Annotated in this window: 25 protein-coding genes; 15 read left to right on the forward strand and 10 right to left on the reverse strand. The window is 66.0% G+C overall.

Going from position 1 to position 23,153, the window contains the following annotated elements; translation table 11 throughout:
* Positions 1–334: 334 nt before the first annotated feature.
* The 3 genes from LGN19_RS11815 to LGN19_RS11825 are packed head-to-tail and all read left to right on the forward strand — an operon-like array spanning position 335 to position 2,597.
* On the forward strand, positions 335–1,378 hold the full coding sequence (locus LGN19_RS11815) for a LacI family DNA-binding transcriptional regulator (protein ID WP_226214788.1): 1,044 nt from the start codon (positions 335–337) through the stop codon (positions 1,376–1,378).
* Between the two features lie 54 nt (positions 1,379–1,432).
* Positions 1,433–2,221 carry a YhfC family glutamic-type intramembrane protease gene (locus LGN19_RS11820; RefSeq protein WP_175221822.1) on the forward strand — a complete coding sequence of 263 codons (789 nt, stop codon included), beginning with the start codon at positions 1,433–1,435 and terminating at the stop codon, positions 2,219–2,221.
* Between the two features lie 13 nt (positions 2,222–2,234).
* Positions 2,235–2,597, forward strand: coding sequence for a DUF3022 domain-containing protein (locus tag LGN19_RS11825; RefSeq protein ID WP_043182999.1), 363 nt, complete (start codon positions 2,235–2,237; stop codon positions 2,595–2,597).
* Positions 2,598–2,630: 33 nt separating this feature from the next.
* On the opposite strand, the gene LGN19_RS11830 is transcribed toward LGN19_RS11825, so the two are convergent.
* Both LGN19_RS11830 and LGN19_RS11835 read right to left on the reverse strand, forming a co-directional pair.
* Positions 2,631–3,062: a PGDYG domain-containing protein gene (locus tag LGN19_RS11830; protein ID WP_226214790.1), complete on the reverse strand. Its 432-nt coding sequence runs from the start codon at positions 3,060–3,062 to the stop codon at positions 2,631–2,633.
* Between the two features lie 135 nt (positions 3,063–3,197).
* Entirely contained in the window at positions 3,198–3,743 is a 546-nt protein-coding gene (locus LGN19_RS11835) for a Spy/CpxP family protein refolding chaperone (protein ID WP_226214791.1), read from the reverse strand.
* A 255-nt stretch (positions 3,744–3,998) separates the two neighbouring features.
* On the opposite strand from LGN19_RS11835, the gene LGN19_RS11840 reads away from it, so the two are divergent.
* Positions 3,999–4,463: an Lrp/AsnC family transcriptional regulator gene (locus tag LGN19_RS11840; RefSeq protein ID WP_006481526.1), complete on the forward strand. Its 465-nt coding sequence runs from the start codon at positions 3,999–4,001 to the stop codon at positions 4,461–4,463.
* 6 nt (positions 4,464–4,469) lie between these two features.
* Here the strand turns inward: LGN19_RS11840 and LGN19_RS11845 are convergent, their stop codons facing one another.
* The 4 genes from LGN19_RS11845 to LGN19_RS11860 form a co-directional block, all read right to left on the reverse strand.
* A complete protein-coding gene (locus tag LGN19_RS11845; protein WP_226214793.1) occupies positions 4,470–5,894 on the reverse strand; it encodes a sensor histidine kinase in 1,425 nt (474 codons plus the stop codon).
* Complete coding sequence (locus LGN19_RS11850) at positions 5,870–6,535, reverse strand: response regulator transcription factor (RefSeq protein ID WP_226214795.1); 666 nt, start codon at positions 6,533–6,535, stop codon at positions 5,870–5,872. The genes LGN19_RS11845 and LGN19_RS11850 overlap by 25 nt, the downstream gene beginning before the upstream one ends.
* A gap of 80 nt (positions 6,536–6,615) precedes the next feature.
* On the reverse strand, positions 6,616–7,056 hold the full coding sequence (locus LGN19_RS11855; RefSeq protein WP_226214797.1) for a hypothetical protein: 441 nt from the start codon (positions 7,054–7,056) through the stop codon (positions 6,616–6,618).
* A 47-nt stretch (positions 7,057–7,103) separates the two neighbouring features.
* Positions 7,104–7,880 (reverse strand): hypothetical protein, encoded by a 777-nt coding sequence (locus tag LGN19_RS11860; RefSeq protein WP_122945472.1) that lies wholly within the window; start codon positions 7,878–7,880, stop codon positions 7,104–7,106.
* 248 nt (positions 7,881–8,128) lie between these two features.
* On the opposite strand from LGN19_RS11860, the gene LGN19_RS11865 reads away from it, so the two are divergent.
* A complete protein-coding gene (locus LGN19_RS11865; protein ID WP_226214798.1) occupies positions 8,129–9,229 on the forward strand; it encodes a saccharopine dehydrogenase family protein in 1,101 nt (366 codons plus the stop codon).
* 96 nt (positions 9,230–9,325) lie between these two features.
* Here the strand turns inward: LGN19_RS11865 and LGN19_RS11870 are convergent, their stop codons facing one another.
* Positions 9,326–9,943, reverse strand: coding sequence for an AAA family ATPase (locus LGN19_RS11870; RefSeq protein WP_122945471.1), 618 nt, complete (start codon positions 9,941–9,943; stop codon positions 9,326–9,328).
* Positions 9,940–10,086 carry a cytochrome bd-I oxidase subunit CydX gene (gene cydX, locus LGN19_RS11875; protein WP_085039112.1) on the reverse strand — a complete coding sequence of 49 codons (147 nt, stop codon included), beginning with the start codon at positions 10,084–10,086 and terminating at the stop codon, positions 9,940–9,942. Before cydX ends, LGN19_RS11870 begins: the two co-directional genes overlap by 4 nt.
* Positions 10,087–10,265: 179 nt before the next feature.
* On the opposite strand from cydX, the gene corA reads away from it, so the two are divergent.
* Positions 10,266–11,243, forward strand: a complete 978-nt coding sequence (corA, locus tag LGN19_RS11880) for a magnesium/cobalt transporter CorA (protein ID WP_226214800.1) — start codon at positions 10,266–10,268, stop codon at positions 11,241–11,243.
* A 13-nt stretch (positions 11,244–11,256) separates the two neighbouring features.
* Here the strand turns inward: corA and LGN19_RS11885 are convergent, their stop codons facing one another.
* Positions 11,257–11,544 (reverse strand): YciI-like protein, encoded by a 288-nt coding sequence (locus tag LGN19_RS11885; protein ID WP_089450553.1) that lies wholly within the window; start codon positions 11,542–11,544, stop codon positions 11,257–11,259.
* A gap of 228 nt (positions 11,545–11,772) precedes the next feature.
* On the reverse strand, positions 11,773–12,261 hold the full coding sequence (locus tag LGN19_RS11890) for an adenosine-specific kinase (protein WP_122945469.1): 489 nt from the start codon (positions 12,259–12,261) through the stop codon (positions 11,773–11,775).
* A gap of 143 nt (positions 12,262–12,404) precedes the next feature.
* Between LGN19_RS11890 and LGN19_RS11895 the strand changes: the two genes are divergently transcribed.
* The 9 genes from LGN19_RS11895 (at position 12,405) to LGN19_RS11935 (ending at position 23,004) form a co-directional block, all read left to right on the forward strand.
* Positions 12,405–13,394, forward strand: a complete 990-nt coding sequence (locus LGN19_RS11895; protein ID WP_226214802.1) for a cysteine synthase A — start codon at positions 12,405–12,407, stop codon at positions 13,392–13,394.
* Positions 13,395–13,504: 110 nt separating this feature from the next.
* A complete protein-coding gene (locus tag LGN19_RS11900; protein ID WP_226214808.1) occupies positions 13,505–13,990 on the forward strand; it encodes an aminoacyl-tRNA deacylase in 486 nt (161 codons plus the stop codon).
* A gap of 827 nt (positions 13,991–14,817) precedes the next feature.
* A complete protein-coding gene (locus tag LGN19_RS11905) occupies positions 14,818–15,516 on the forward strand; it encodes an energy transducer TonB (RefSeq protein WP_043183188.1) in 699 nt (232 codons plus the stop codon).
* A gap of 86 nt (positions 15,517–15,602) precedes the next feature.
* Complete coding sequence (locus LGN19_RS11910; protein WP_174959398.1) at positions 15,603–16,517, forward strand: MotA/TolQ/ExbB proton channel family protein; 915 nt, start codon at positions 15,603–15,605, stop codon at positions 16,515–16,517.
* Between the two features lie 20 nt (positions 16,518–16,537).
* The gene (locus tag LGN19_RS11915) at positions 16,538–16,960 is read left to right on the forward strand and encodes an ExbD/TolR family protein (RefSeq protein ID WP_122945466.1); all 423 of its coding nucleotides are present in this window, start codon (positions 16,538–16,540) and stop codon (positions 16,958–16,960) included.
* Positions 16,961–17,333: 373 nt separating this feature from the next.
* On the forward strand, positions 17,334–17,765 hold the full coding sequence (locus LGN19_RS11920; RefSeq protein WP_048022780.1) for an ExbD/TolR family protein: 432 nt from the start codon (positions 17,334–17,336) through the stop codon (positions 17,763–17,765).
* 16 nt (positions 17,766–17,781) lie between these two features.
* Positions 17,782–18,972, forward strand: coding sequence for a tetratricopeptide repeat protein (locus LGN19_RS11925; RefSeq protein WP_226214809.1), 1,191 nt, complete (start codon positions 17,782–17,784; stop codon positions 18,970–18,972).
* 302 nt (positions 18,973–19,274) lie between these two features.
* Positions 19,275–19,850 (forward strand): helix-turn-helix domain-containing protein, encoded by a 576-nt coding sequence (locus LGN19_RS11930; protein WP_043182976.1) that lies wholly within the window; start codon positions 19,275–19,277, stop codon positions 19,848–19,850.
* Between the two features lie 346 nt (positions 19,851–20,196).
* Positions 20,197–23,004 carry a TonB-dependent receptor gene (locus LGN19_RS11935; protein ID WP_226214810.1) on the forward strand — a complete coding sequence of 936 codons (2,808 nt, stop codon included), beginning with the start codon at positions 20,197–20,199 and terminating at the stop codon, positions 23,002–23,004.
* The last annotated feature ends 149 nt before the right edge of the window (positions 23,005–23,153 follow it).

Genomic DNA, 23,153 nt, shown 5'->3' on the forward strand with positions numbered 1-23,153 from the left:
CTGCTTTTGCACGTGACCGGGGCGGGTGCCAACGCGCCGGCGCCGATCGTCGCGAAGCAGGGGATCGGCGCAAGCGCTGAAGGGCTACGTTGGTCGATTGCGAAGCATGGGGTTCGCGCAAGCGCTAAAGGGCTGACGTGGATCGACCGCGAAGCATGGGATCCGCGTAAGCGCTAAAGAGCTAACGCGGATCGACCGCGAAGCATGGGGTCAGCGTAAGCGCTGAAGCGCTAACGCTGACCGACAGGAGATTCCACCGGGTGGCTTACGTTTCCAACAACAAAGGTCCGTCTGCTCACGAAGCGGCGCGGATCGTACGTCGCGAGGCACGACAGTGACCGATTCGCAACCAACCACGACGCGTCCGGCGACGATCAGCGATGTCGCGCGCGAGGCCGGCACCGGCAAAACCAGCGTGTCGCGCTACCTGAACGGCGAGACGCACGTGCTGTCCACCGATCTGCGCCAGCGGATCGAAGCGGCAATCGCGCGGCTCAACTACCGGCCGAACCAGATGGCGCGCGGGCTCAAGCGCGGCCGCAACCGGCTGCTCGGCATGCTCGCGGCCGACCTGACCAATCCGTACACCATCGAAGTGCTGCAGGGCGTCGAGGCCGCGTGTCATGCGCTCGGCTACATGCCGCTGATCTGTCACGCGGCAAACGAAGTCGAGATGGAGCGTCGCTTCCTGCAGCTGCTCACGACCTACCGCGTCGAAGGGCTGATCGTCAACGCGCTCGGCGCCGATGAGGACGTGCTGCGTCCGCTGCGCGGCGCCGGCATCCCGGCCGTGCTCGTCGACCGGACGGTCGAAGGCTTCGAGGCCGACCTGATCGGCCTCGACAACGCCGACGCGATCGAGATGGCGCTCGCGCACCTGGTCGAACACGGCTTCGATGCGATCCATTTCGTCGTGCAGCCGTTCGAGCGTGTCAGCTCGCGGCGCTTGCGCGAGGCCGCGTTCCGCGCGGCACTGGGCGCGCGCGGGCTGACGGTGCCGTCGACGGTCGTGCTCGACCTGGACGCGTCCGACGCGACCGCGTCGGCGCTTGCCGACATCGATGCCCGCATCGACGATGCGGCACGGCGCGGCGTGCGCGCGGCACTGTTCGCCGCGAACGCGCCGGTCGCGCTTGCGATCGCGCGCCACCTGCGCGCGCGTTTCGGCACCGCATGGCAGCAGAAGGCCGCGCTGCTGTCGATCGACGATCCGGAATGGGCCGAGCTGATCGGCATCACGACGATCCGGCAGCCGACCTATGAAATCGGCTACAAGGCCGTCGAATTCGTGCACGAGCGGATCGACGGCGCGGCGGGCGACGTCCGCGTCTCGCTGTTGCCGGGCGAGCTGGTTGCGCGCGCGTCGACCGCAAGCTGAGTATCATTCGGGGCACGCAGCGCGCCAGGTGCGCTGCCCCGAACAAGGAAATACATGACTGTCGCTCCCGTCACGCTGGCGGTGCTGATCGCCGCCACGCTGATCATCGCGCTCCTGCCGCTCGTCCTCTACCGACTCCTGCGCAAGCCGCTGGCGCTGAACCGCCGCGACACGATCGTCGGCGTGGCCGTCTTCACGCTGTTTGCGATGATCCTCGAACGCGCGTTCCACGGGCTCGTGCTGAGCCAGACGCCGCCGGATGGCTGGCTCACGCAGCCGCTCGCGTTCGTCGCGTACAGCGCGCTCGCGACCGCCGTGTTCGAGGAAGTCGGCCGCTATCTCGGGATGCGGTTCCTGAGCCGCCGCAATGGCCCGTCGGCCGGCGACGGCCGCGGAATCGGCTACGGGATCGGTCACGGCGGTGCCGAAGCGTGGTTCGTCGGCGTACTCGTGTGGGGCCAGTGGTCATATCTCGCGTGGCTCGCGAGCCGCGGCCAGCTCGAGACGCAACTCGCCGACCTGCCGGGAGACACCGTCGTGCGGCTGCACGTGATGCTCGCGACGTTGTCGGCGCAGTCGATCCTGCTGTTGCTGCTTGAACGCTGTGCGGCATTCGTGCTGCAGCTTGCGTTGTCGGTGCTGGTCTGGCGCGGCGTGCGCGCCGGCCGTGCTGGCGTATTGCCGCTCGCGATCGTGCTGCATGCGCTCGCGGCTGCGCCGGCGCTGTTGTACCAGGTGCGCGTGCTGCCGGCCGGTTGGGTCGAGGCCGCGTATTTCGTGCTGGCCGCAATCCTGGTCGTCGTGCTGGTGAAGGCATGCCGGCCGTCGCGATCGGCAGCCTGACGGGAGAGACGGGATGGACGACTATCTGATCGAATGCCAGAGCGCGGAATTCGACGCGCTCGCACGCGTGATCTGCGATCTCTTTCCGGAGCAGACGCGTTTCGCCGAAAGCAGCGACGCACGCGGACGGTTCCTGTCCGTGCAGTGGCTCGCGATGCGTTTCGGCTCGGCGCCGAAGCGGATGACGCTCGATATCCGTATCGTGCCGGCCGCGCTCGCGCGCTACCTGGCGCTCAAGCCGATGCAACGGGCACGCAGCCATGCGGTGCTGCATGCGTATACGGAAGCGATGCTCGGGTCGCTCGAGGAGCGGCATGCGGCCGGCGAGGCCGTCGAGCGCGACGCCGAACTCGAACTCGACGAAGACTTCGCGTGATCGTTCGCGCCGGCGCGATGCCGGCGCGCCGCATTACGCGTCGCGGTAGACCTGCGCGAAGCGCTGCGCCTGGACGACACCGTAGTCGCCGGGCGCGTACTGCATCACCCAGTCGCCGGCGACGCCACGCAGCGTGTCGCCGTTTTCCGAGCGGGCGATCGTGAACGGCTCGTCCATCCGGCGCGCGAGCACGATGGCCGGCCGGTTCCGGTAAGCGCCCGGTGCGCCGTGTGCGAGTGCCGGATCGGCGGGCAGGTATTTGGCGTCGAAGCGTGCGCGCGACACGACCCAGCGGTCGCCGGTCGAGCCCGTGATCAGCGCGTCGCCCGTCACATAGCGGTTCGGGCCTTCGAGGCTCATCAGTTCGCCATCGGCATCCGCGAAGGAAACAGCGACGGTTTCGTCCTTGACGACGCGACGCGCCTGCGGGTCGGTACGCAGGTCGATGTGCTTGAGTTCGAGCATGGCGGGGAAGTGCGGGAAAGCTGGAAAAGCCGGGAGCTTATCCCGAATCCGGCGCGCCGTGTGACGCGCCGGTCGCCGTTAGCGGCGCGGCGCCGTTCGGCCCGGACGGGCGGCACGGCGCCGGCGGGGCGGGCGTCAGGGCTGCGCGGGGGTGCTGGCGGCCTGCGCGGCTGCCGCCTTGCCGTCCTTGCCCTTCGTCTTGCCCTTGCCGCGGTGCTCGCCGCCGTGATGCAGCCAGCTGCGGAAGGTCGTGTCGGCCAGTGCCTTCTGGTCGGCCGGGAAGCTCTCGTACAGCGGTGCGAACGCGTCGGCGAGCTTCTTCGCGCCGTCGGCGTTCGCCTGCGACAGTTCCGCATACTGCTTCATGTCGTCGAGCGCGGAGACGTCGTGCTTGGCCATCCGTTCGCGATAGAGGCGGCCCATCGTGTCGCCGTTGTCGCGCATCGTGTCGGCGAACGTCTTCCACTGCGGTTCCTGCGCCGACGTGATCTTCAACTGATCGTGCAGGTACTTGATGCGCTGCTCGACGCGCGCTTCGTGACGTTCCGCACGCTGCTCGGCGGTCGGGGCCGACGCCGCGGCCGTCGTGGCCTGGGCGGGCGCTTGCGGCTGCGCCGGGGTTTGCGCGAACGCGCTGGCTGCAACGGCGAGCGTAGCGAGGGTGAGCGAGATTTTCTTCATGGTTGGCTCTCCGGGGTGGTGTCGTGCGAGCGGGCGCGGCGGCAACTGCCGCAAGCGCGCATCTCGCGTCGCCCGTTATTAGTAGCACGTTGCGTGCGGCGCAGCAGTGAATGCGACACTTGCTTACATCCGATACGAATCGAAATTGAAAGGTTCGTATCGGATCCGGGCGATGGCGTTTGGGCGCTCCGGCGTTCGGCGCTATCATCGCGTCACCTTCCACTCAGCCGGCGCGTCGTGCCCCGGCCCAGCCTCATGCGTCCACCCCGCCTCGACCAACTCGACGATCTCGACCGGCAACTCGTCGCGCTGCTGCAAGCCGATGCGCGCGCCAGCGTCGCGGATCTCGCGCGCCAGCTCGACGTTGCGCGCACGACGGTCGTCGCACGCATCGCGCGGCTCGAACGCACCAACGTGATCGCCGGCTATAGCGTCCGGCTCGGGCAGGACGTGCTCGACGCGAGCATCTACGCGTATGTCGGCATCATCCTTACGCCGAAGTTCGGCAAGGACGTGTTGCGCAAGCTCGACCGGATGCCCGAAGTGCAGCTGCTGTGCGCGGTGAGCGGCGAGTATGACTACGTCGCGTGGCTGCGCGCGGATTCCCCTGAACGGCTCAACGACCTGCTCGACCAGATCGGCACGCTCGAAGGCGTCGAACGCACGACGACGTCGATCATTCTGTCGCGCAAGATCGATCGCGGGACGATCGGCGGCTGACGCTGCTCAAGCGCGGTGTCCGTCGCGCCGTGCGTGCTGCGCCGGCGTATCGGTCCGGCTGTCGGGCTGCGTCGCACCAGGCGGCCGTGCAAGCGGAATCCGCACCGAGATGCGCAAGCCGCGCGATTCCGCGTCGTTCGCATAGGCGAGCGTGATGCCGGCGCCCATTCGGTCCGCGATGATCTTCACGATCGACAGGCCGAGCCCGGAGCCGATCTGCGCGTTGCCGGGCACCCGGTAGAACGGATCGAACACGCGCTCGCGTTCGTGCGGCGCGATGCCCGGCCCGGTGTCCGTGATCGTCACGCACGCATGCGTGTCCGTGCGTTGCGTCGCTAGATCCACGCGTCCGCCCGGCGGCGTGTAGCGGATCGCGTTGTCGACCAGGTTCATCACGAGCGATACGAGTTCGAGCTCGTCGACGGGCACGGCGGTGTCCGGGCCGTCTTCGATGCCGATGTCGAGGGTTTTCGCGTCGGCGAGCGGCATCAGGTCTTCCAGCACGCGGCGATAGACGGCATGAACCGATACATCGCCGGGCGGCGCGGCCGGCGCGCTTTGCGCCCGGGCGAGCGCGAGCAGCTGCCCGATCAGGTGGCGGCTGCGGTCGAGCCCGCCGCGCAGCGCGGCGAGCCGCGCGCGCGCATCGTCCGGCAGGTCGGCATCGGCGAGGCGCTCGGCCTGCAGCGACATCGCCGTGAGCGGCGAGCGCAGTTCGTGCGCGGCATCGGCGACGAAGCGGCGCTGCGCGGCGACCGACTGCGCGACGCGCTCGAGCATCCGGTTGATCGCGACGACGAACGGCCGCACCTCGACCGGCACGCGATCGGCCGGCACCGGGCGCAGGTCGTGCTCGTCGCGTGCATCGATGCCGGCGGACAGCGCGGCCACCGGGCGGAACAGCTTGCGCACGAGATCGGCGACGAGCAGTAGCAGGATCGGTACGAGGATCAGCAGCGGCAACGCGGTGCGCCACGCGCTTTCGCGTGCGACATCGTCGCGCATGCCGGCTTCCTGCGCGACCGCGATGCGCTCGCCGTTCGCGAAGGTCCGGACCATCACGCGATACGTGCTGCCGCCGGCATCGACCGTATGCAGCCCGTCGGCGAGCGTCGGCGCCAGCGCGAGCCGCGGCGTGCCGTCGCCGCCCGGTTGCGGTGCGCCGCCGAGCGGTTGCACGAACACCCGCGACAGCTCGTCGCTTTCGCGCGCGGGCCCGGTGCTGCCGGCATGGAGCGACGGTGCGCGCTGGCGGTCGAGCAGTGTCGCGACCTCGCGCAGCACGTCGTCCTGCAGTTCGTGCGCTTCGTCGAAGGCCGATGAAAACGCGAACGCGGCCGCGGCTGTCGCGACGACCAGGATCGCGGCCGACAGCGCGACCGACAGGCGGAACCCGATCGATTCGCTCAGGCGTTTCTTGAAACCATCCATCCTGCACCCCTGACGTTCTTGATCACAGTGCTGCCGAGCTTGCGGCGCAGCGAATGGATCAGGAATTCGACCGCATTGCTTTCGACTTCCTCGCCCCAGCCGTACAGGCGATCCTCGAGCTCGCGCCGCGACAGGATCGCGCCCGGGCGCACCAGCAGCGCGCGCAGCAGCGAAAACTCGCGATTCGACAGCGGCACCGGCGCGTGCCCGTCGACAGTGGCCTCGCGCGTCGCCGGATCGAGCGACACGATCCCGTTGCTCAGCAGCGGCGCGGCCGAGCCGGCCCGGCGCCGGATCGCGACGCGAATCCGCGCGAGCAGCTCGGCCATCTCGAACGGCTTCACGATGTAGTCGTCGGCGCCGCCGTCGAGGCCGGCCAGGCGATCGTCGAGCCCGTCGCGGGCCGTAACGATCAGCAGCGGTGCGCTGGCGTCCTTCGCGCGGATGGCGGCCAGCACGTCGAGCCCGTCGCGGCCGGGCAGGCCGAGGTCGAGCAGGATCAGGTCGTAGGGCTGCGCGGCGAACGCGGTCAACGCGCGCGCGCCGTCGGTGACCCAGTCGGTGGCGTACGACGCATCCTTCAGCGCGGCATGGACGGCCTCGCCGATCATCGGGTCGTCTTCGACGAGCAGTATTCGCATGCGTGTTCTCCGTGCCGCGCAAACGCCGCCAGCGTATGCGATTCCCGCACGTGCGTCACGCGTCGCGCGCGCGGCAATCCTTATTTGCCGCTGAACCGGTCGAGGGCAGCGAGCAGGCTCTTCATCGCGGCGGCCGAATCGGCCTGGGTCGGATGGTCCGCACGCAGTGCGGAGAGCGCGCGGTCGATCTCCTGGTCGACCATGTGCCAGTCGGCGGCGGCGCGCGGCTTGAGACCGGCTTCGGCCGAGTCCCACGCGATCTCGAGATCCTTGATGCGCGTTTTCGCGCCGGGCAGGTCGCCCTTGGCGACGAGCGCGTTCACGTCGACGGCGATCGTGCGGAATTGGGACAGGTCGCCGAGCTTCGATGCGTGGGCCGCTGCCGGCGACGCTGCGGCCGAGGCGGACACCGGGGTCGATGCGTTCGCATCCTGCTGCTTCGAACAGCCGGCGGCGGCGCTCAGCAGCGCAATCGTGGCTGCGGCAACGGCGAGACGGGAAACGGGATGGGGGATGCGCATGGCGTGTCCTCGAGTCGATGAACGGAAAGAACGGAAAGGAAAGGGCGTCATTCGGCGGCGCCGGCACGCGGGCCGCTGCCGAACTGCGCGACGGCGACGAGCAGCACGATCACGGTCAGGAACAGCAGGCTCGTCCAGGCGGCGCCGAAGCCGAGCCCGCCATAGGTGCGCGCCTGGGTGAGCAGGTCGCCGAGCGACGCGCCGAACGGGCGCGTCAGGATGTAGGCGATCCAGAACGCCAGCACCGCATTGACGCCGAGCCGCCACATGACGAACACGGCCGCGATCAACGCACCGAAGCACAGCGCGCCGAGCGTGAAGCCGAGCCCGAGCGCCTCGGTCGCGAGATCGCCCGCGGCGGTGCCGAGCGCGAACGTGCAGAGGATCGCGGCCCAGTAGAACAGCTCGCGCCGCGGCGTAACGATCGTCTCGATCGACAGCGTGCCTTCGACGCGATGCCACACGAAGAAGATTGCGGCGAGCGCGACGGCAAACGCGGCGGTGCTCGCATAGAGGCTGACGTTCAGGCCGTCGGTGAGCAGGTCGGTGATCTGCGTGCCGACGATGCTGACCAGCACCACCGTGAGCCAGTAGATCCACGGCACGTAGCGGCGCGTGCGCAACTGCAGCCACAGCGCGATCGCAAGCAGCGACGCCATCGCGATGCGCGTGACGGTCTGGCCGAGCCCCGCGTTGACCGCGAGAAAGTCCGCGCCGGTTTCGCCGACCGTGGTCGACATGATCTTGATGATCCAGAACGAGAGCGCGACGTCGGGCACCTTGTTCAGCCAGTGCGACGAGCGGTTGACGAGCAGGGATTGCATGCGATGCCTCCTTGGCGATCGGGTGGTCGGCATGCAGTCTGAAACGGAAGACTTAGGCCAGCCATAGCGAGGCCGGCAGCGGGAAAAAAACGTCATTTCGACGTTTCGACGAAATGTGTCGTCGAAGCGTCGAAATTATCGGTCGTTTCGCATCATTCTTCGTCTTGGAACTGATTTTGAGCGTCCCTACACTGTGTTCATGGCTCAACGCCGTTCACAACACCAACCCATCATCAGGAGATAAGCGCATGAAAATCGCCATCGTCGGCGCAGGTCTGATCGGCCACACCATTGCTCACATGCTGCGTGAAACGGGCGACTACGAAGTCGTCGCGTTCGACCGCGATGCGGATGCGCTCGCCAAGCTGTCGCGCGAAGGCATCGCGACGCAACGGGTCGATTCGGCCGACGCGAACGCGATTCGCGAAGCAGTGAAAGGCTTCGATGCGCTCGTCAACGCGCTGCCTTACTACCTCGCGGTCAACGTGGCCGCCGCTGCGAAGGCTGCCGGCGTCCACTACTTCGACCTGACCGAAGACGTCCGTGCCACCCACGCGATCCGCGAACTGGCCGAAGGCTCCGACCGCGCGTTCATGCCGCAGTGCGGCCTCGCACCGGGCTTCATCGGTCTTGCCGCGCACGAGCTCGTGAACGGCTTCAGCGAAGTGCGTGACGTGAAGATGCGCGTCGGCGCGCTGCCCGAGTATCCGACCAACGCGCTGAAGTACAACCTGACGTGGAGCGTCGACGGCCTGATCAACGAATACTGCCAGCCGTGCGAAGCGATCCGTGACGGCCGCAAGCAGTGGGTGCAGCCGCTCGAAGGCCTCGAGCACTTCTCGCTCGACGGTACCGAATACGAAGCGTTCAACACGTCGGGCGGCCTCGGCACCCTGTGCGAAACGCTGTCGGGCAAGGTCGAGACGCTCGACTACAAGTCGGTGCGCTACCCGGGCCACCGCGATCTCGTGCAGTTCCTGCTCGAGGACCTGCGCCTGTCGACCGACCGCGACACGCTGAAGTCGATCATGCGCCGCGCAGTGCCGTCGACGAAGCAGGACGTCGTGCTGGTGTTCATCACCGTGACGGGCGTGAAGGACGGCCAGCTGGTGCAGGACGTGTTCACGCGCAAGATCTTCGCGAAGGACGTGTGCGGGATGCACATGAGCGCGATCCAGATCACGACGGCCGGCGCGATGTGCGCGGTGCTGGATCTGTTCCGCGAGAAGAAGCTGCCGCAGAGCGGTTTCATCCCGCAGGAAAAGGTGTCGCTGAAGGCATTCCTGTCGAACCGCTTCGGCAAGCTGTACGAGGGCGGCACGATGGAGCACGCGCACGCGGTGGCCTGACCACCTGCCAGCCTTTGGCACGAGGGCCTTACGACGCCGGGAGCGCAACAGCGCTGCCGGCGTTGTTTTTTGCGGGTAACGAAAAAGGCGGGACGGTCAGGCCGGCAGCGGCGGGACGATCGTCGCCGCCGGCGGAGGCGGCGCGATGCGGTACAGCAGCGCACCGATGTCCGTATCGGACGGGGCGGTGTTGTCGAACATCACGATGCCGTCGCATTCGTGGCCGGTCGGCACGAAGCGGCGCTGCCGGTATTCGTCCCAGTGCGCGAGCTTGTATGCGTCGTTCGGGTTGCCGCGCGCGACGATCCGCTGGTGCGCGACGTCTTCCGACGTGTGAACCCAGACGACCGTCAGCGTGACGTCGGGCGCAATGCCGAGCCACGCGCGGTCGAGAATGCGGCGATCGCGCACTTCGCGCGACAGCGGGCCGACCACGAGCGCGCCGATGCCGAGCGCGAGATTTTCACGGGCCGTGTCGAGCAGGCCCTGGTACTCGGGATCGCGCAGGTGCTTCAGGTAGAGCGGGCTGTCGCGGTCGTTCGGATCCTCGGTGAGCGCGCCCATCGCGGCCGAGCTGTAGCGGCCGTACAGCGTGTCCTTGTCGAGCAGGCAGAAGGCCTCGCCGGTCGCGCGCATCAGCGGCCCGATGAGCCGCTTCGCGAGCGTGGTCTTGCCGGTGCCGGCGTGACCGCAGAAGAACACCAGGTGCGTCACGAAACCTTGCCCCCCGGCTGCGGGCTCGACGCGCCGTTGCGCTTGTCGCCGCGCGAGAAGACTTCCGCTTCAAGCCACATCGCGTTGATGATGCCGAAGCCGAGCGCCACGCCGATGCCGAGTATCCACGAGAAATACCACATGGGTCTGTCTCCTTGACGGTTGGGCCGCACGGCCGTGCGGCGTGTGGTTCGAAGTGTCCTGATGCGCATGCTGCGGTGCATGCAGCCCGATCATGACCAATATCGCCGTGCCGCGCAAGCCGGGCCGCGTGCGCAGCAAACCGGTAAACTGATGCGCAAACCGCAACATCACGGACAACATGCTGATCAACTGTGCTGCATACCAGGACGGCCGCAAGCTGGCCGACATCGATATCGACGCCATCAGCGACTACGTGTCGAGGCCCGAATGCTTCGTGTGGGTCGCGCTGAAGGATCCGACGCCCGAGGAAATCGACCTGATGGGCGAGGAGTTCGGGCTGCACGAACTGGCGCTCGAGGATGCCCGCAAGGGGCACCAGCGGCCGAAGATCGAGGAGTACGGCGATTCGCTGTTCGCCGTGCTGCACATGGTTGAACTCGACGATGACGACGAACTCAAGGTGGGCGAACTGAACGTGTTCGTCGGCCCGAACTACGTGCTGTCGATCCGCAATCAGACTGAGCAGGACTTTCGCGATGTGCGCAAGCGTTGCGAGCGCGAGCCGCATCTGCTGCAGGAGGGTTCGGCGTTCGTGTTCTACGCGCTGATGGACCAGGTCGTCGACCGCTATTTCCCGATCCTCGAAACGCTCGGCACCGAGCTCGAGGCACTCGAGGACCGCATTTTCGCGAAGGCGACGCCCGCGTCGTCGCGCGCGATCATCGAGGATCTCTATTCGCTGAAGCGCCGGCTCGTGATGCTGTACCAGCACACGGCGCCGCTGATCGAACCGCTCGCGAAACTCACCGGCGGGCGCATTCCGCAGGTCTGCAGCGGCATGGAGCCGTACTTTCGCGACGTGTACGACCATCTGCAGCGGATCGTGAAGACGATCGAAGGGCGCCGCGAGATGGTCGTGACGGCGATCCAGGTCAACCTCGGGATGATCTCGCTCGCCGAAAGCGAGGTGACGAAGCGGCTCGGCTCGTTCGCCGCGCTGTTTGCGATCCCGACGATGATCGCCGGCATCTACGGGATGAACTTCGCGAACATGCCCGAGCTTCACCTGAAATACGGTTTCTACGGCTGCATCGTCGTGATGGCCGTAGCCGATTTCGCGCTGTGGTGGCGATTCAAGCGGGCAGGGTGGCTGTAGTTTTGCGTCGCGCCTAGCGCGGCGCGTGCTTGCCGATCACGACGCGCCACGGACGCACGCGCCACGATTTCACGAGGCCGTTCTGCACATACGGATCGGCGCGCGCGAACGACTCGGCCGCCTCCGGCGAATCCCCTTCGAACACGAGCACGGCCTGGTCGGCCGGGTCCGATAGCGCACCGGCGAGCACGAGCTCGCCGCGTTCCGTCGCGGCCTGTGCCAGCGCGAGGTGCTGGGCGCGGAACGGTTCGCGACGGGACAGGTAATCGTCGACGAGTTCGTAGATCAACTGGTAATGCATGGTGGCTCCGGGAGGAATCGCGGCGGCCGGGTGGGTCGGCGCGGCCGTCAGTCAGTCAGTCTGCAGGGGCCAGTATAGGACAGGCGAACGGGTGCGGCGCGACCCGGACGGCGGCGCGCTCCCGTGCCTATAAACGCAACTAACGGTCTGCGCGTCCACCGTCCTGGAATCCCGGCCGCAACGCGCCTTCCATGCAGCCAGGTCTACAGGCCACCCGGGGGGCGATCCCTACGCCTTGTAGCCGATCGTGCGCAGCAGTTCCTTGCGCCAGCGGACGTCGTCGTCATTTTCGACACCGAGCGGCCCAAAGCCGTCGACGACGCCGACGATCCCGCGTCCTTGCGCGGTTTCCGCGACGATCACGTCGGTCGGGTTCGCGGTCGCGCAATAGATCCGGCAGACCTCCGGCACGGCCTTGATCGCATTGAGGACATTGACCGGATAGAACCCGTCGCCGAGGAACACGATGAACGCGTGACCGGCGCCGATCGCGCTGGCGTTGCGGCATGCAAGGTCGACGAGCGCCGCGTCGGTGCCGGAGTGGCGCACCAGCCGCTTGCCCGACGCCTCGCAGAAGGCGAGCCCGAAGCGGATGCCGGGCACGGTGCCGACCAGCGCCTCGTGGATGTCCTCGACGGACTTGATGAAATGCGACTGGCCGAGGATGAAGTTCACGGTCTCGGGCTTGTCGACGGCAACGGTTTGCAGTTGCAGCATGGCGGACCTCGTCTCGCGATGCGGCGCATGCGCCGCAATGGGCTCTTCAAGCTTAATACGCGGCGGCCGGCGACGAAAGCCGCGCGGGCGGCCTATCCTTCGTTGTGTGTGGCGCGCGCTGCACGAAGGCAACGGAGGGCGACATGGACGTGCGACAAGGCTTCGTCGACTGCGTGGGGCGCACGCCGCTGATTCGCCTGGCGAAGCTCAGCGCCGAGACGGGCTGCGAGATCCTGGGCAAGGCGGAATTCATGAATCCGGGCGGGTCGGTGAAGGACCGCGCGGCACTCTACATCATCCGCGACGCCGAGCGGCGTGGTGTGCTGAAGCCGGGCGGCACCGTCGTCGAGGGCACGGCGGGCAACACCGGTATCGGTCTGGCGCATATCTGCGCGGCGCGCGGCTATCGCTGCGTGATCGTGATTCCCGATACGCAATCGCCGGACAAGATGGCGATCCTGCGCACGCTCGGCGCCGAGGTGCGCCCGGTGCCGGCGGCGCCTTACCGTGACCCGAACAACTATCAGAAGATTGCCGGGCGGCTCGCTGGCGAACTCGACAACGCCGTGTGGGCCAACCAGTTCGACAACGTCGTCAATCGTCAGGCGCACTACGAGACGACCGGGCCCGAAATCTGGCGCGATACGGCGGGCACGATCGATGCGTTCGTCTGCGCGACCGGTACGGGGGGCACGCTGGCCGGCGTGAGCCGTTATCTGAAAGAGCAGAATCCCGGCGTCACGATCGTGCTGGCCGACCCGCACGGCAGCGGGCTCTATGGTTACGTGAAAACGGGCGACCTCGGTGCAGAAGGCAGCTCGATCACCGAAGGGATCGGATCGACGCGCGTCACCATGAACCTGGCGGACACGCCGATCGACGACGCCGTGCGGATCGACGATCAGCAGTGCGTGACGATGGTCTACCGACTGCTGCGCGAGGAAGGGCTGTACGTCGGCGGATCGAGCGGCATCAATGTCGCGGCCGCGGTCTGGCTGGCCCGCCGGATGGGCCCGGGGCACACGATCGTGACCTTGTTGTGCGACCGTGGCGACATCTATCGCGCGCGGCTTTTCAATCGGGAATGGCTACGCGAAAAGGGACTGGATCCGGGGACTGAACCCGGGAGTTGAGCCGGTGTGCGGCGCGGGAGAGGGAGGATTTCCATCCGCGCGAATGCGACCTATGCTGAACGAATCCGGAGCGAACTCCGTTCGCCCGATTCGCCCAGACGAGGTGTGCCATGCCTGTGTCAGCCACCCTGCAGGATTGCCTGCGTCAGAAGTCATCGCGGTACGAAGTGCTGTACCACCCCTATAGCCATACGAGCATGGAGACGGCCGCCGCTGCGCATATTCCCGGCGATCGCCTCGCGAAAACCGTGCTCCTTGAAGACGACGAAGGCTACGTCGCCGCCGTATTGCCGACCACACATGCCGTGCGCCTGTCGGATCTCTGGGTGAAGACGGGGCGCCATCTCGTGCTCGCCCGGGAAGTCGAACTGCGCGAGCTGTTCAAGGATTGCGACATGGGTGCGCTGCCGCCGGTCTGCATGGCGTACGGAATGAAGACGTTTCTCGAGGAACGTCTCGCGCAGCAGCCGGAAGTCTATTTCGAGGCCGGCGACCACGAAGCGCTGATCCACATGATGCAGGATGAATTCCTGATGCTGATGGAGACGGCCGAGCGTGCGCATTTTTCGCACAAGATGCAGGGCATGCAGTCGTGATGCGCATGGCGCGTGGGCGCTGGCCGATGCTTGCCTGACAGCGTTGCGTGTCGGAGGATGGGGTAGGTCGCGAGATGGTTAATTCGGTTTGCGAAATTATTGGCCGTGGCTTCAAGGGAGAAAGTGAATCTTTGGATTTGCATCGCATTGCAGATTAACTATTTGGATATGCGTGGCGCTTGGGGCGTTCTGAGGAAGCGGTGTCGGCCAGTTCGAGGCGGTCGACAAGCGTATCGGGTGACCGACGCGGGCGTCGACGAGGCGAGGGCGCGTGTCCTGCCGGTCGCTTCCCGGGCGGCCCATTTTGGTGCGGCGCGGGAAATATGCCGATATTTATGTTGGAGCAGCTTAATATCCGGTTTTGCATATAACCATACAATTCAATTACCGTTTTAATAATAAAAGTTTGATTTATGCTTACCGGAATATTATTTGAATAAACCCTCCAAACTTTGTATTCGGGTATCAAATAAAGTTTGACGTCAAAATTTTTTCCTTGCTATCTTCTGCACCCAAGTGAACGGCGCGAATGACATCACCGTGTAACGAACGGCGGATCGTCATACGAAATGTAAGGTGCCGCCTGCTCAGCTGACAATTGCCTGAACGTGCAGGCGTGTGGTTTTCCGGAGAGACACCGGGCCGCGCCGGCCGGAACGATTCCTTGAAAAAGAATGAATTGGAATTCGAATGTAATTCTTTCAATTCGGATTGCTAATTGAATTTGAAATGAAATGTTCGGGTTGATGCGGTGGCGATGCCGACCTGGCTTCGCCGCCGGCAGCGATCCGAAACTGGGCGAATCGCTTGGGGGATGGATGGTGGGCATGAAAGTCGAAGAACGTCTGGTTACGTCGAACAGCGGACTGGCTACGCTGGGCCGCCCGCGAGAGTTCGGCAAGAAGCAACAGAATCCGGTGCGCCGGTTCGGTGGCATCGGAATCGTCCTGGTGCTGCATGCAGTGCTGATCTACGCGCTGCTCAACGGCCTTGCGACGAAAGTCGTGCAGGTGATCCAGCACCCGATCGAAACCCGCATCATCGAGCCGGTCAAGCCACCGCCGCCACCGCCGATGCCCGTGGTCAAACTCCCGCCGCCGAAATTCGCGCCGCCGCCGCCGCCGTTCGTCCCGCCGCCGGAAGTGCCGGTGCAGGCGCCGCCGCAGGCGACGATCACGCACCAGTCGGCCCCGGTACCGTCCGCGCCGGCCGTCCAGGCGCCGGTCGTGGCGCCTCCGGCCCCGGCCAAGCCCGTCAGCCATGACGTGGGGGTGGTCTGCCCGAATTCGGACACGCTTCGCGCGTCGATCCAGTATCCGAAGGAAGCGCAGGAAAACAACATCACGGGCGACGTGACGATCGAGTTCGTCGTGGATGCGGAAGGGAACATCACGAACGAGCGCGTGGCGCAGTCGGCGGATCCGATCCTCGATCGCGCGGCCTACAACACCGTGAAACGATTCAAGTGTGTCGCGCAGGGCCAGTCGGTGCGGGTCCAGGTACCGTTCTCGTTCAATCTGAATTGATGCAGTGGGCGGCCCGGCGCAAACCGGGCCGGGGAAAACCATCTCGAACTGGTGTATTAAGTTCACCGAAATAACTGGAGTGGGGTATGACGAAGCGTTCACTGGCCGCGCTGGCGGCAAGCATCCTGATGTCCGTCGCCGCAATCGACGGGTTCGTTGCGCCGCAGCTCGCCCACGCGCAGGCAAGCGGCGCGGCCGGCACGTCGGCGCAGGCCGCGGCGCCGTCGGCCGCACCGGCCCCGGCTCCGGCCGCAGCCGAGCCGGCTCCGCCGCCTGCACCGGCCACGACGGAAGCGGTCGAGAATCCGTACGGGCTCGGCGCGCTATGGAAGAACGGCGACTTCGTCGCCCGTTTCGTGCTGATCCTGCTGGTGATCATGTCGATGGGAAGCTGGTACATCATGATCACGAAGTTCGTGGAACAGTTGCGCGCGAATCGCCGCGCGAAGCTGGCGGACGCGCAGCTCTGGTCCGCGCCGTCGCTGGCCGAGGGCGCCAGGCTGCTCGACGAGGCGTCGCCGTTCCGGTTCATCGCCGAAACGGCGATCGAGGCCGGCGAGCACCATGAAGACGCGCTGCTGGAAGCGGTGGACCGCAACACGTGGATCGACGTCTCGGTCGAGCGCTCGATCACGAACGTGTCGAACCGGATGCAGGACGGGCTCGCGTTCCTCGCCACGGTAGGCTCCACCGCGCCGTTCGTCGGGCTGTTCGGCACGGTCTGGGGGATTTATCACGCGCTGACGGCCATCGGCATTGCCGGCCAGGCGTCGATCGACAAGGTCGCGGGCCCGGTGGGCGAGGCGCTCATCATGACCGCGATCGGCCTCGCCGTCGCGGTGCCGGCGGTGCTCGGCTACAACTTCCTGGTCCGACGCAACAAGTCGGTGATGGAGCGAGTCCGCAACTTCGGCGCGCAACTGCACACGGTGCTGCTGGCCGGCAATCGGCGCCCGGTGCGTGCGGCGGCGTCGCCGGCAGCCGCGTCGCTTGCGAACTGATCGGCTGACGGAGACGCGCGATGGCCATGAACGTCGGGCAGGACGATAGCGACGAGGTGATCGCCAACATCAACACGACGCCGCTCGTCGACGTGATGCTGGTGTTGCTGATCATCTTCCTGATCACGATTCCGGTCGTGACGCACACGATCCAGCTTCAGTTGCCGAAGGAGACGGTGCAGCCGCTGCAGACGACACCGAAGAGCATCGAGATCGCGGTGAACCGCGACGGCGATTTCTTCTGGGGCGAGCAGCTGGTGGACGCGCAGACGCTGCTTGCGAAGCTGAAGGACGTGTCGCAGCAGCAGCCGCAGCCCAGTGTCCACGTGCGCGGCGACCAGAACACGCGCTACGAGTTCATCGGCCGGGTGGTCACGATGTGCGAGCGCGCGGGGATTGCGAAACTGTCGTTCATTACGGAGCCGCCTGCGCGAAGTGGGTAGTCGCACGCCGGAATCGTGGTGGAACAGGGGGGCTGGCGGCAAGTGTTGAAGCGATTACGCCGGTCGACCGTGAACGTTGGGATCCGCGTAAGTGCTGAAGCGCTGACGCGGGGCGATCGCGAAGCATGGGGTCGGCGTAAGCGCTAAAGGGCTAACGCGGATCGACCGCGAAGCATGGGATCCGCGTAAGCGCTAAAGCACTAACGTGAATCGACCGCGAAGCATGGGATCCGCGTAAGCGCTAAAGCACTAACGTGGATCGACCGCGAAGCATGGGACCAGCGTAAGCGCTAAAGCGCTAACGCTGGTCGACCGCGAAGCATGGGATCCACGTAAGCGCTAAAGCGCTAACGTGGATCGACAGGAGTCGACGATGGGAATGAATGTGCCTTCGGGCGGAAGCAACGCCGAACCGGAAGTGATGGTCGATATCAACACCACGCCGCTGATCGACGTGATGCTGGTGTTGCTGATCATGCTGATCATCACGATCCCGATTCAGATGCATTCGGTGAAGATGGATCTGCCGGTGGGTAATCCGCCGCCGCCGGCCACGCCGCCGGAAATCGTGCAGATCGACATCGACTTCGACGGCACGACGACATGGAACGGCGCGCCGGTGCCGGACCGCACGGCGCTCGAGGCGAAACTGACCCAGGTGGCGGCGGAGCCCGTGCAGGCGGAGATCCATCTGCGCCCCAACAAGCTGGTGCCGTACAAGGATGTGGCCGCCGTGCTCGCGTCCGCGCAACGCGTGGGCGCGACCAAGATCGGCCTGATCGGTAACGAACAGTTCATGCAATGACGACACGGACGAGCCGATGAACCAGCGACGATGGAAACGGATGATGGCGGTGACGGCGCTCGGCGCGGCAGGCATGCTCGGACGCCCGGCGTTGCCGGCGGACGCGCTGCGGCCGGACGTGGCGAAACCGTTGGCGGCCGCACAGGAGCTGTACCGGGCGCACAAGTATCGCGACGCGCTGGGCAAGATCGCGCAGGCGGCCGCCGTGCCGAACCGGACGCCGTACGAGACCTACATGGTGGAAGAGATGCGCGGCGCGGCCGCGATGGCGGCCGGCGACTCGGGCACGGCCGCGCAGGCGTACGAGAGCGTGCTGAACTCGGGGCGGCTGTCGGGCGAGGACGAGCAGCGGACCACGGCGGCGCTGGCCGGCATCTATTTCCAGCAGAAGAACTACCCGCTCGCGATCCGGATTGCACAGCGCTACCTGAAGGCAGGCGGATCGGATCCGGAAATGCGCACGCTGCTCACGCAGTCGTACTACCTGTCAAACGATTGCGCACCGCTCGTGAGCCAGTTGAAAGCGAGCACGGACGCGCAGGCGAATGGCGGACACGCACCGGATGAAGGGCAGTTGCAGATGCTGGCGACCTGCGCGCAGAAAGTGAAGGACGGCAACGCGTACCGCGGCGCACTCGGGCTGTTGGTGGCCTACCACCCGAGCCCCGCGTACTGGGACGAAATGGTCACGGCCATTCGCGGCAACCCAGGCTACCTGCCGTCGCTCGACCTCGACATCTACCGGTTGCGCCGGGCGACGGGCTCGCTCGCGTCAGCAAACGCGTACATGGAGATGACGCAGCTCGCGCTGGTCGCGGGGTCGCCCGTCGAAGGCAAGCAGGTGATCGACCAGGGGTTCTCGTCCGGCGTACTCGGCAAGGATGCGCAAGCGGACCGCGAGAAGCGGCTGCAGACGCTTGCCGCGAAACGCGCGCAATCGGGCGGGGACGCCGCGACGCCCGCGGCACCGATCGACGCAGGCATGAACCTCGTCTTTGCCGGCCATGCGCAACAGGGGCTGCTGATGATGGAGCAGGCGATCGCGAAAGGCGGGATCGAGCATCCCGATGCGGCGCGACTGCGGCTCGGCGAGGCGTACTACGTGGCCGGCCAGAAGGCGCGCGCGGTCCAGGTGCTGCGCACGGTCAAGGGGGCCGACGGTTCCGGTGACCTGGCGCGGCTCTGGACGGTGGTGGCATCCCGGTAACGCAACGGAAGGGCACGACGGCGCGCAACGCGGGCGCGGTCGACAAGCGGTGTGCCGCCGCGACAGCATCGATGCACGACGGGCAGGTCATCCGACGGAAAGGGGCAGCCTTGTTGATTAGTAAACCGAACGAAATGTACGAGGGCTGCATGGCCGCGCGATGCGGGTGCCATGCCGCGCCGCGCGTGGCATGCAGGCCACGGAAGCGTGCTGCCGGGTATCGCGCCGGGCCGGTTGCGTCACGGCATGGGTCGCGTCCTGACGACATCAAACCGATTTCGACTGCGAGGGTCCGTCTTTCCATGGTTTTGCCCCCTGATGAGTCGGTGCTCGTCGCCGTGTCGCTAGGCAACAAGATCCGGGCGCTGCGCCAGCGCCTGAAACTCACGCTCGACGAAACGTCCACGATCGCGGGCATTTCGAAGCCGTTCCTGTCGCAGGTCGAGCGCGGCCGGGCGACGCCGTCGATCACGTCGCTGGTCCGGATCGCGAAGGCGCTGGGCGTGACGATGCAGTACTTCATCGACACGCCGACGGAAGCGCGCTCGGTCTGCCGTGGCAACGCGCTGCAGTATTTCCAGTTCACGAACTCGGCCAGCCTGTTTGCCAGGCTGACGAACCTGGTGGACGGCCGCAAGCTCGACGCGATTCTCGTCCGGATGCCGGCGGGGCAATTGTCGTCCGAGATGACGACGCACGCGGGCGAGGAGTTCGTCTACGTGTTGCGCGGGCAGGTGGCACTGACGCTCGAGGATTGCACGTTCACGCTGAACGAGGGCGATACCGCGCATTACGAATCGACGATGCCGCATGCGTGGCGCAACACGGCCGACGAAGAGGCGGTGATCGTCTGGGTCGGCACGCCCAGGCTGTTCTAGCGAAGGCGGCCGGCGCGGCGGGCCGCCTCGAAGGAGAAGTACCCGATCGGCAGCGGAGGGGCATCAAGGCGTGCGCACCGGCTCGCCTTGTACGGAACCCGTTGCTCGTCGAATCGGGCGGAAGCAGGCAATGCGCTCAATGTAGGTGTTTAGTATGACGAATCAAAATAGAAAACGACGGTGATGCTGGATGGTGCGGGTGACCCGAGGCCGATCCGTTCGAGTCGTGGCAGTCGAAAGCGTGGCAATCGCGGGTTCCGGCACACGGGCACCCAGGACGCGCAAGGAATTCACAAGGTTCCGGCGCGCAGCAGGTGGGGTCTTACTACGAGCGAGAGGGAACAAGATGAAGCAGAGAGTTTTGGCGTTGGCCATCAAGAGGATAGTCTGGGCGGAACTGGCGTTGACGGCCGCACTGGCGCCGCCGGCGTTCGCCCAGAGCCAGCCGGCGCCGGGCGCCGTCGCGATCGCGGATGCGGTCGCGAACGGCGCGCCCGTGACCGTTGCACAGGCGGGCGGTACGCCGGGTGCCGCGTCTGCCACGGGCACCGCAGCGCCCGCGGCACCTGATGCGTCGGCCGGCGCGGCAGCCGAGGCGACGCCCGCCGCACCCGCTGCGAACGGGCAGGGCAAGGTCGCGCAGATCAAGCGGTTCGAAGTGACAGGTTCGCTGATCCGGCAGGCCGACAAGACCGGTTTTCAGCAGGTGCAGACGATCACGCCGAAGGAAATCCAGGCCAGCGGAGCGGTGACCGTCACCGACTTCCTGCGCGATGCGGCGGCCAACTCGGCGAACAGCTGGGGCGAAGGGCAATCGGGCAACTTCGCGGCCGGTGCGGCCGGCATCGCGCTGCGCGGCCTGTCAGAGAAGTACACGCTCGTGATGGTCGACGGCCAGCGCGTCGCACCGTACGCATTCTTCTCGAACAGCGTCGACTCGTTCTTCGACCTCAACACGATTCCGCTCAACGATATCGAGCGGATCGAAATCGTGAAGACGGGCGCCGTGTCGCAGTACGGTTCGGACGCGATCGGCGGGGTCGTCAACATCATCACGAAACACGATTTCCGCGGCCTGCAGCTCGACGGCAGCCTCGGCAGCGCGATCAACGCCGGTAACGGCGACGGCACGGTGAAGTTCGGCGTACTCGGCGGCTTTGGCGACCTGAACGCCGACCGCTTCAACGTGACGGCCGCGCTCAGCTACTACAAGTCGAACGGCTTCACGCTGGCCGACCGCGATTCGACGCGCAACCAGGACTTCACGGGCAAGCCGGGCGGCTTCTCGCTGCTCGCGCCGTCGTACTGGAACATGCCCGGCGGCGTCGCGCAGGCGCTGAGCGGGGGCTGCCCGTTTGGCGGCTCGGTCCGGCCGGCCGTGTCGAATTCGTTGTCGGCCGGTTCGCCGGGCACGGTCTGCGCATACAACACGGCCGAAAGCACGTCGATCCTGCCGATGACCGAGCGCCTGAATGCGAAGCTCCACGGGGACTTCAAGATCGACGACAAGACAACCGCGTTCGCGGATTTCCTCGAGAGCTACAACACGACCACGACCAACGACGGCCTGTGGAACAACGTGATCGGCAACTCGCAGAACCCGGCGCTCGTCTGGAATCCGCAGACGAAGCTGCTGTCGCCGTTCAACTTCACGGTACCGGTCAGCAACCCGTACAACACGACGGGCGCGGCCACGCCGCTTACCTATGCGTTTCCGAACACGGTCGCGCAGAAGACCTGGGCCAACTACTGGCGTGCGGCCGCGGGTATCAAGGGGTCGTTTACGCTGCCGTACGGCGACTGGGACTGGGCGACGTCCGTCAGTCACTCGCAGAGCACGGTGTCGAACGTGTTCACGAACCAGTTGAACGTCAACGCGCTGAACAACATCTACCAGAACGGGACGCTGAACTTCGCGAATCCGGCGGCGACGCCGAACGCGTTCAACGGGCTCTATCAGAATGCGAACAACCTCGGCATCTCGAAGCTCGACACGATCGACGCGACGATATCGACGCCGAACCTGTTTCATCTGCCGACAGGCGACGTCGGCATCGGTTTCGGCGCGCAGTTCACGCACCAGAGCGAAACGCTGACGCCGGGCGCCGAATACCTGAGCGGGGCCGTCGTCACGCCGGACCTCGAGACGGTGGATGGCCAGCGCAACGTCGCGGCCGTCTATTACCAGATCAACGTGCCGATCCTCGAGAACCTGACGTTCAGCCAGGCGGGCCGCTACGATCACTACACGGACGTGGGCGGCGCCTTCTCGCCGCGCTTTGCGTTGCGCTACCAGCCGATCAAGGCGCTCACGCTGTATACGTCGTACAACCGCGGCTTCCGCGCGCCGACCTTCGTCGAGGACAGCAAGTCGCAGACGCTCGGCATCCAGGTCGATCCGGCCACCGGCCAGAACTATACGTCGATCACCGTCGGCAACCCGAACCTCGCGCCGGAACGCACGCGCAACTTCAACATCGGCTTCCAGGTGTCGCCGAGCCGCTACACGGATCTCGGCTTCGACTGGTACAAGATCCGCATCGACAACGTGATCGGCCAGGGCGCACCGTCGCAGATCGCGACCGACCCGACGACGGGCCAGCTGCTGTACAAGGTGATCCCGTACCAGAACCTCGGCTACCTCGATACCAACGGCTTCGAAGGCACGTTCCGCCAGGGCCTGCCGCTCAAGGGCTGGGGCACGGTCACGCTGTCGGGCGACTGGGCGTACATCAACAGCTACAAGATCGGCTTCCCGGGCGGTACGCCGGTCAACGGCGCGGGCAACAACTTCACGATCACGCAGCCGTTCGGCGGCAGCTTCCCGCGCTGGCGCGGCAACACGACGCTGGACTGGAACTACCGGAAGTTCGATGCGGCGCTGACGTGGCAGTTCACGGGCCCGTACGCGCAGAACCTCACGCCGGCGCCCGCGCCGTCGAAGGTCGGTTCGTACAGCCAGTTCAACCTGATGATGTCGTACACGGGCTTCAAGAACTGGACGATCTACGGCGGCATCAACAACCTCTTCAACCGCACGCCGCCGTACGACCCGATCTTCGCGAACGGCACGCTGGACCAGAGCGGGTACGACACGTCGGTGTATTCGTACATCGGCCGGTTCGCGCAGATCGGCGCGACGTACAAGTTCTGATGGCGATCGCGATGCACTGACAGGCTTTAGACCGGCCGCTCCACGTCCACTACCCCCTTTTCGGAGCGGCCTTTTTTCGCCTGGCGCCACGACGGCCCTCAATCGGGACGCGCGGCGACGCAGCTTATCCGATCGTGACCAGCACGAAC

Source organism: Burkholderia sp. AU30198 (assembly GCF_020419825.1).
Classification (GTDB): domain Bacteria; phylum Pseudomonadota; class Gammaproteobacteria; order Burkholderiales; family Burkholderiaceae; genus Burkholderia.

Bases quoted from the DNA above. Each gene is read 5' to 3' on its own strand.
- LGN19_RS11820 (WP_175221822.1), top strand. From the start codon at position 1,433: ATGACTGTCGCTCCCGTCACGCTGGCGGTGCTGATCGCCGCCACGCTG.
- LGN19_RS11825 (WP_043182999.1), top strand. From the start codon at position 2,235: ATGGACGACTATCTGATCGAATGCCAGAGCGCGGAATTCGACGCGCTC.
- LGN19_RS11830 (WP_226214790.1), bottom strand. From the start codon at position 3,062: ATGCTCGAACTCAAGCACATCGACCTGCGTACCGACCCGCAGGCGCGT.
- LGN19_RS11835 (WP_226214791.1), bottom strand. From the start codon at position 3,743: ATGAAGAAAATCTCGCTCACCCTCGCTACGCTCGCCGTTGCAGCCAGC.
- LGN19_RS11840 (WP_006481526.1), top strand. From the start codon at position 3,999: ATGCGTCCACCCCGCCTCGACCAACTCGACGATCTCGACCGGCAACTC.
- LGN19_RS11845 (WP_226214793.1), bottom strand. From the start codon at position 5,894: ATGGATGGTTTCAAGAAACGCCTGAGCGAATCGATCGGGTTCCGCCTG.
- LGN19_RS11850 (WP_226214795.1), bottom strand. From the start codon at position 6,535: ATGCGAATACTGCTCGTCGAAGACGACCCGATGATCGGCGAGGCCGTC.
- LGN19_RS11855 (WP_226214797.1), bottom strand. From the start codon at position 7,056: ATGCGCATCCCCCATCCCGTTTCCCGTCTCGCCGTTGCCGCAGCCACG.
- LGN19_RS11860 (WP_122945472.1), bottom strand. From the start codon at position 7,880: ATGCAATCCCTGCTCGTCAACCGCTCGTCGCACTGGCTGAACAAGGTG.
- LGN19_RS11865 (WP_226214798.1), top strand. From the start codon at position 8,129: ATGAAAATCGCCATCGTCGGCGCAGGTCTGATCGGCCACACCATTGCT.
- cydX (WP_085039112.1), bottom strand. From the start codon at position 10,086: ATGTGGTATTTCTCGTGGATACTCGGCATCGGCGTGGCGCTCGGCTTC.
- corA (WP_226214800.1), top strand. From the start codon at position 10,266: ATGCTGATCAACTGTGCTGCATACCAGGACGGCCGCAAGCTGGCCGAC.
- LGN19_RS11885 (WP_089450553.1), bottom strand. From the start codon at position 11,544: ATGCATTACCAGTTGATCTACGAACTCGTCGACGATTACCTGTCCCGT.
- LGN19_RS11890 (WP_122945469.1), bottom strand. From the start codon at position 12,261: ATGCTGCAACTGCAAACCGTTGCCGTCGACAAGCCCGAGACCGTGAAC.
- LGN19_RS11895 (WP_226214802.1), top strand. From the start codon at position 12,405: ATGGACGTGCGACAAGGCTTCGTCGACTGCGTGGGGCGCACGCCGCTG.
- LGN19_RS11900 (WP_226214808.1), top strand. From the start codon at position 13,505: ATGCCTGTGTCAGCCACCCTGCAGGATTGCCTGCGTCAGAAGTCATCG.
- LGN19_RS11905 (WP_043183188.1), top strand. From the start codon at position 14,818: ATGAAAGTCGAAGAACGTCTGGTTACGTCGAACAGCGGACTGGCTACG.
- LGN19_RS11910 (WP_174959398.1), top strand. From the start codon at position 15,603: ATGACGAAGCGTTCACTGGCCGCGCTGGCGGCAAGCATCCTGATGTCC.
- LGN19_RS11915 (WP_122945466.1), top strand. From the start codon at position 16,538: ATGGCCATGAACGTCGGGCAGGACGATAGCGACGAGGTGATCGCCAAC.
- LGN19_RS11920 (WP_048022780.1), top strand. From the start codon at position 17,334: ATGGGAATGAATGTGCCTTCGGGCGGAAGCAACGCCGAACCGGAAGTG.
- LGN19_RS11925 (WP_226214809.1), top strand. From the start codon at position 17,782: ATGAACCAGCGACGATGGAAACGGATGATGGCGGTGACGGCGCTCGGC.
- LGN19_RS11930 (WP_043182976.1), top strand. From the start codon at position 19,275: ATGGTTTTGCCCCCTGATGAGTCGGTGCTCGTCGCCGTGTCGCTAGGC.
- LGN19_RS11935 (WP_226214810.1), top strand. From the start codon at position 20,197: ATGAAGCAGAGAGTTTTGGCGTTGGCCATCAAGAGGATAGTCTGGGCG.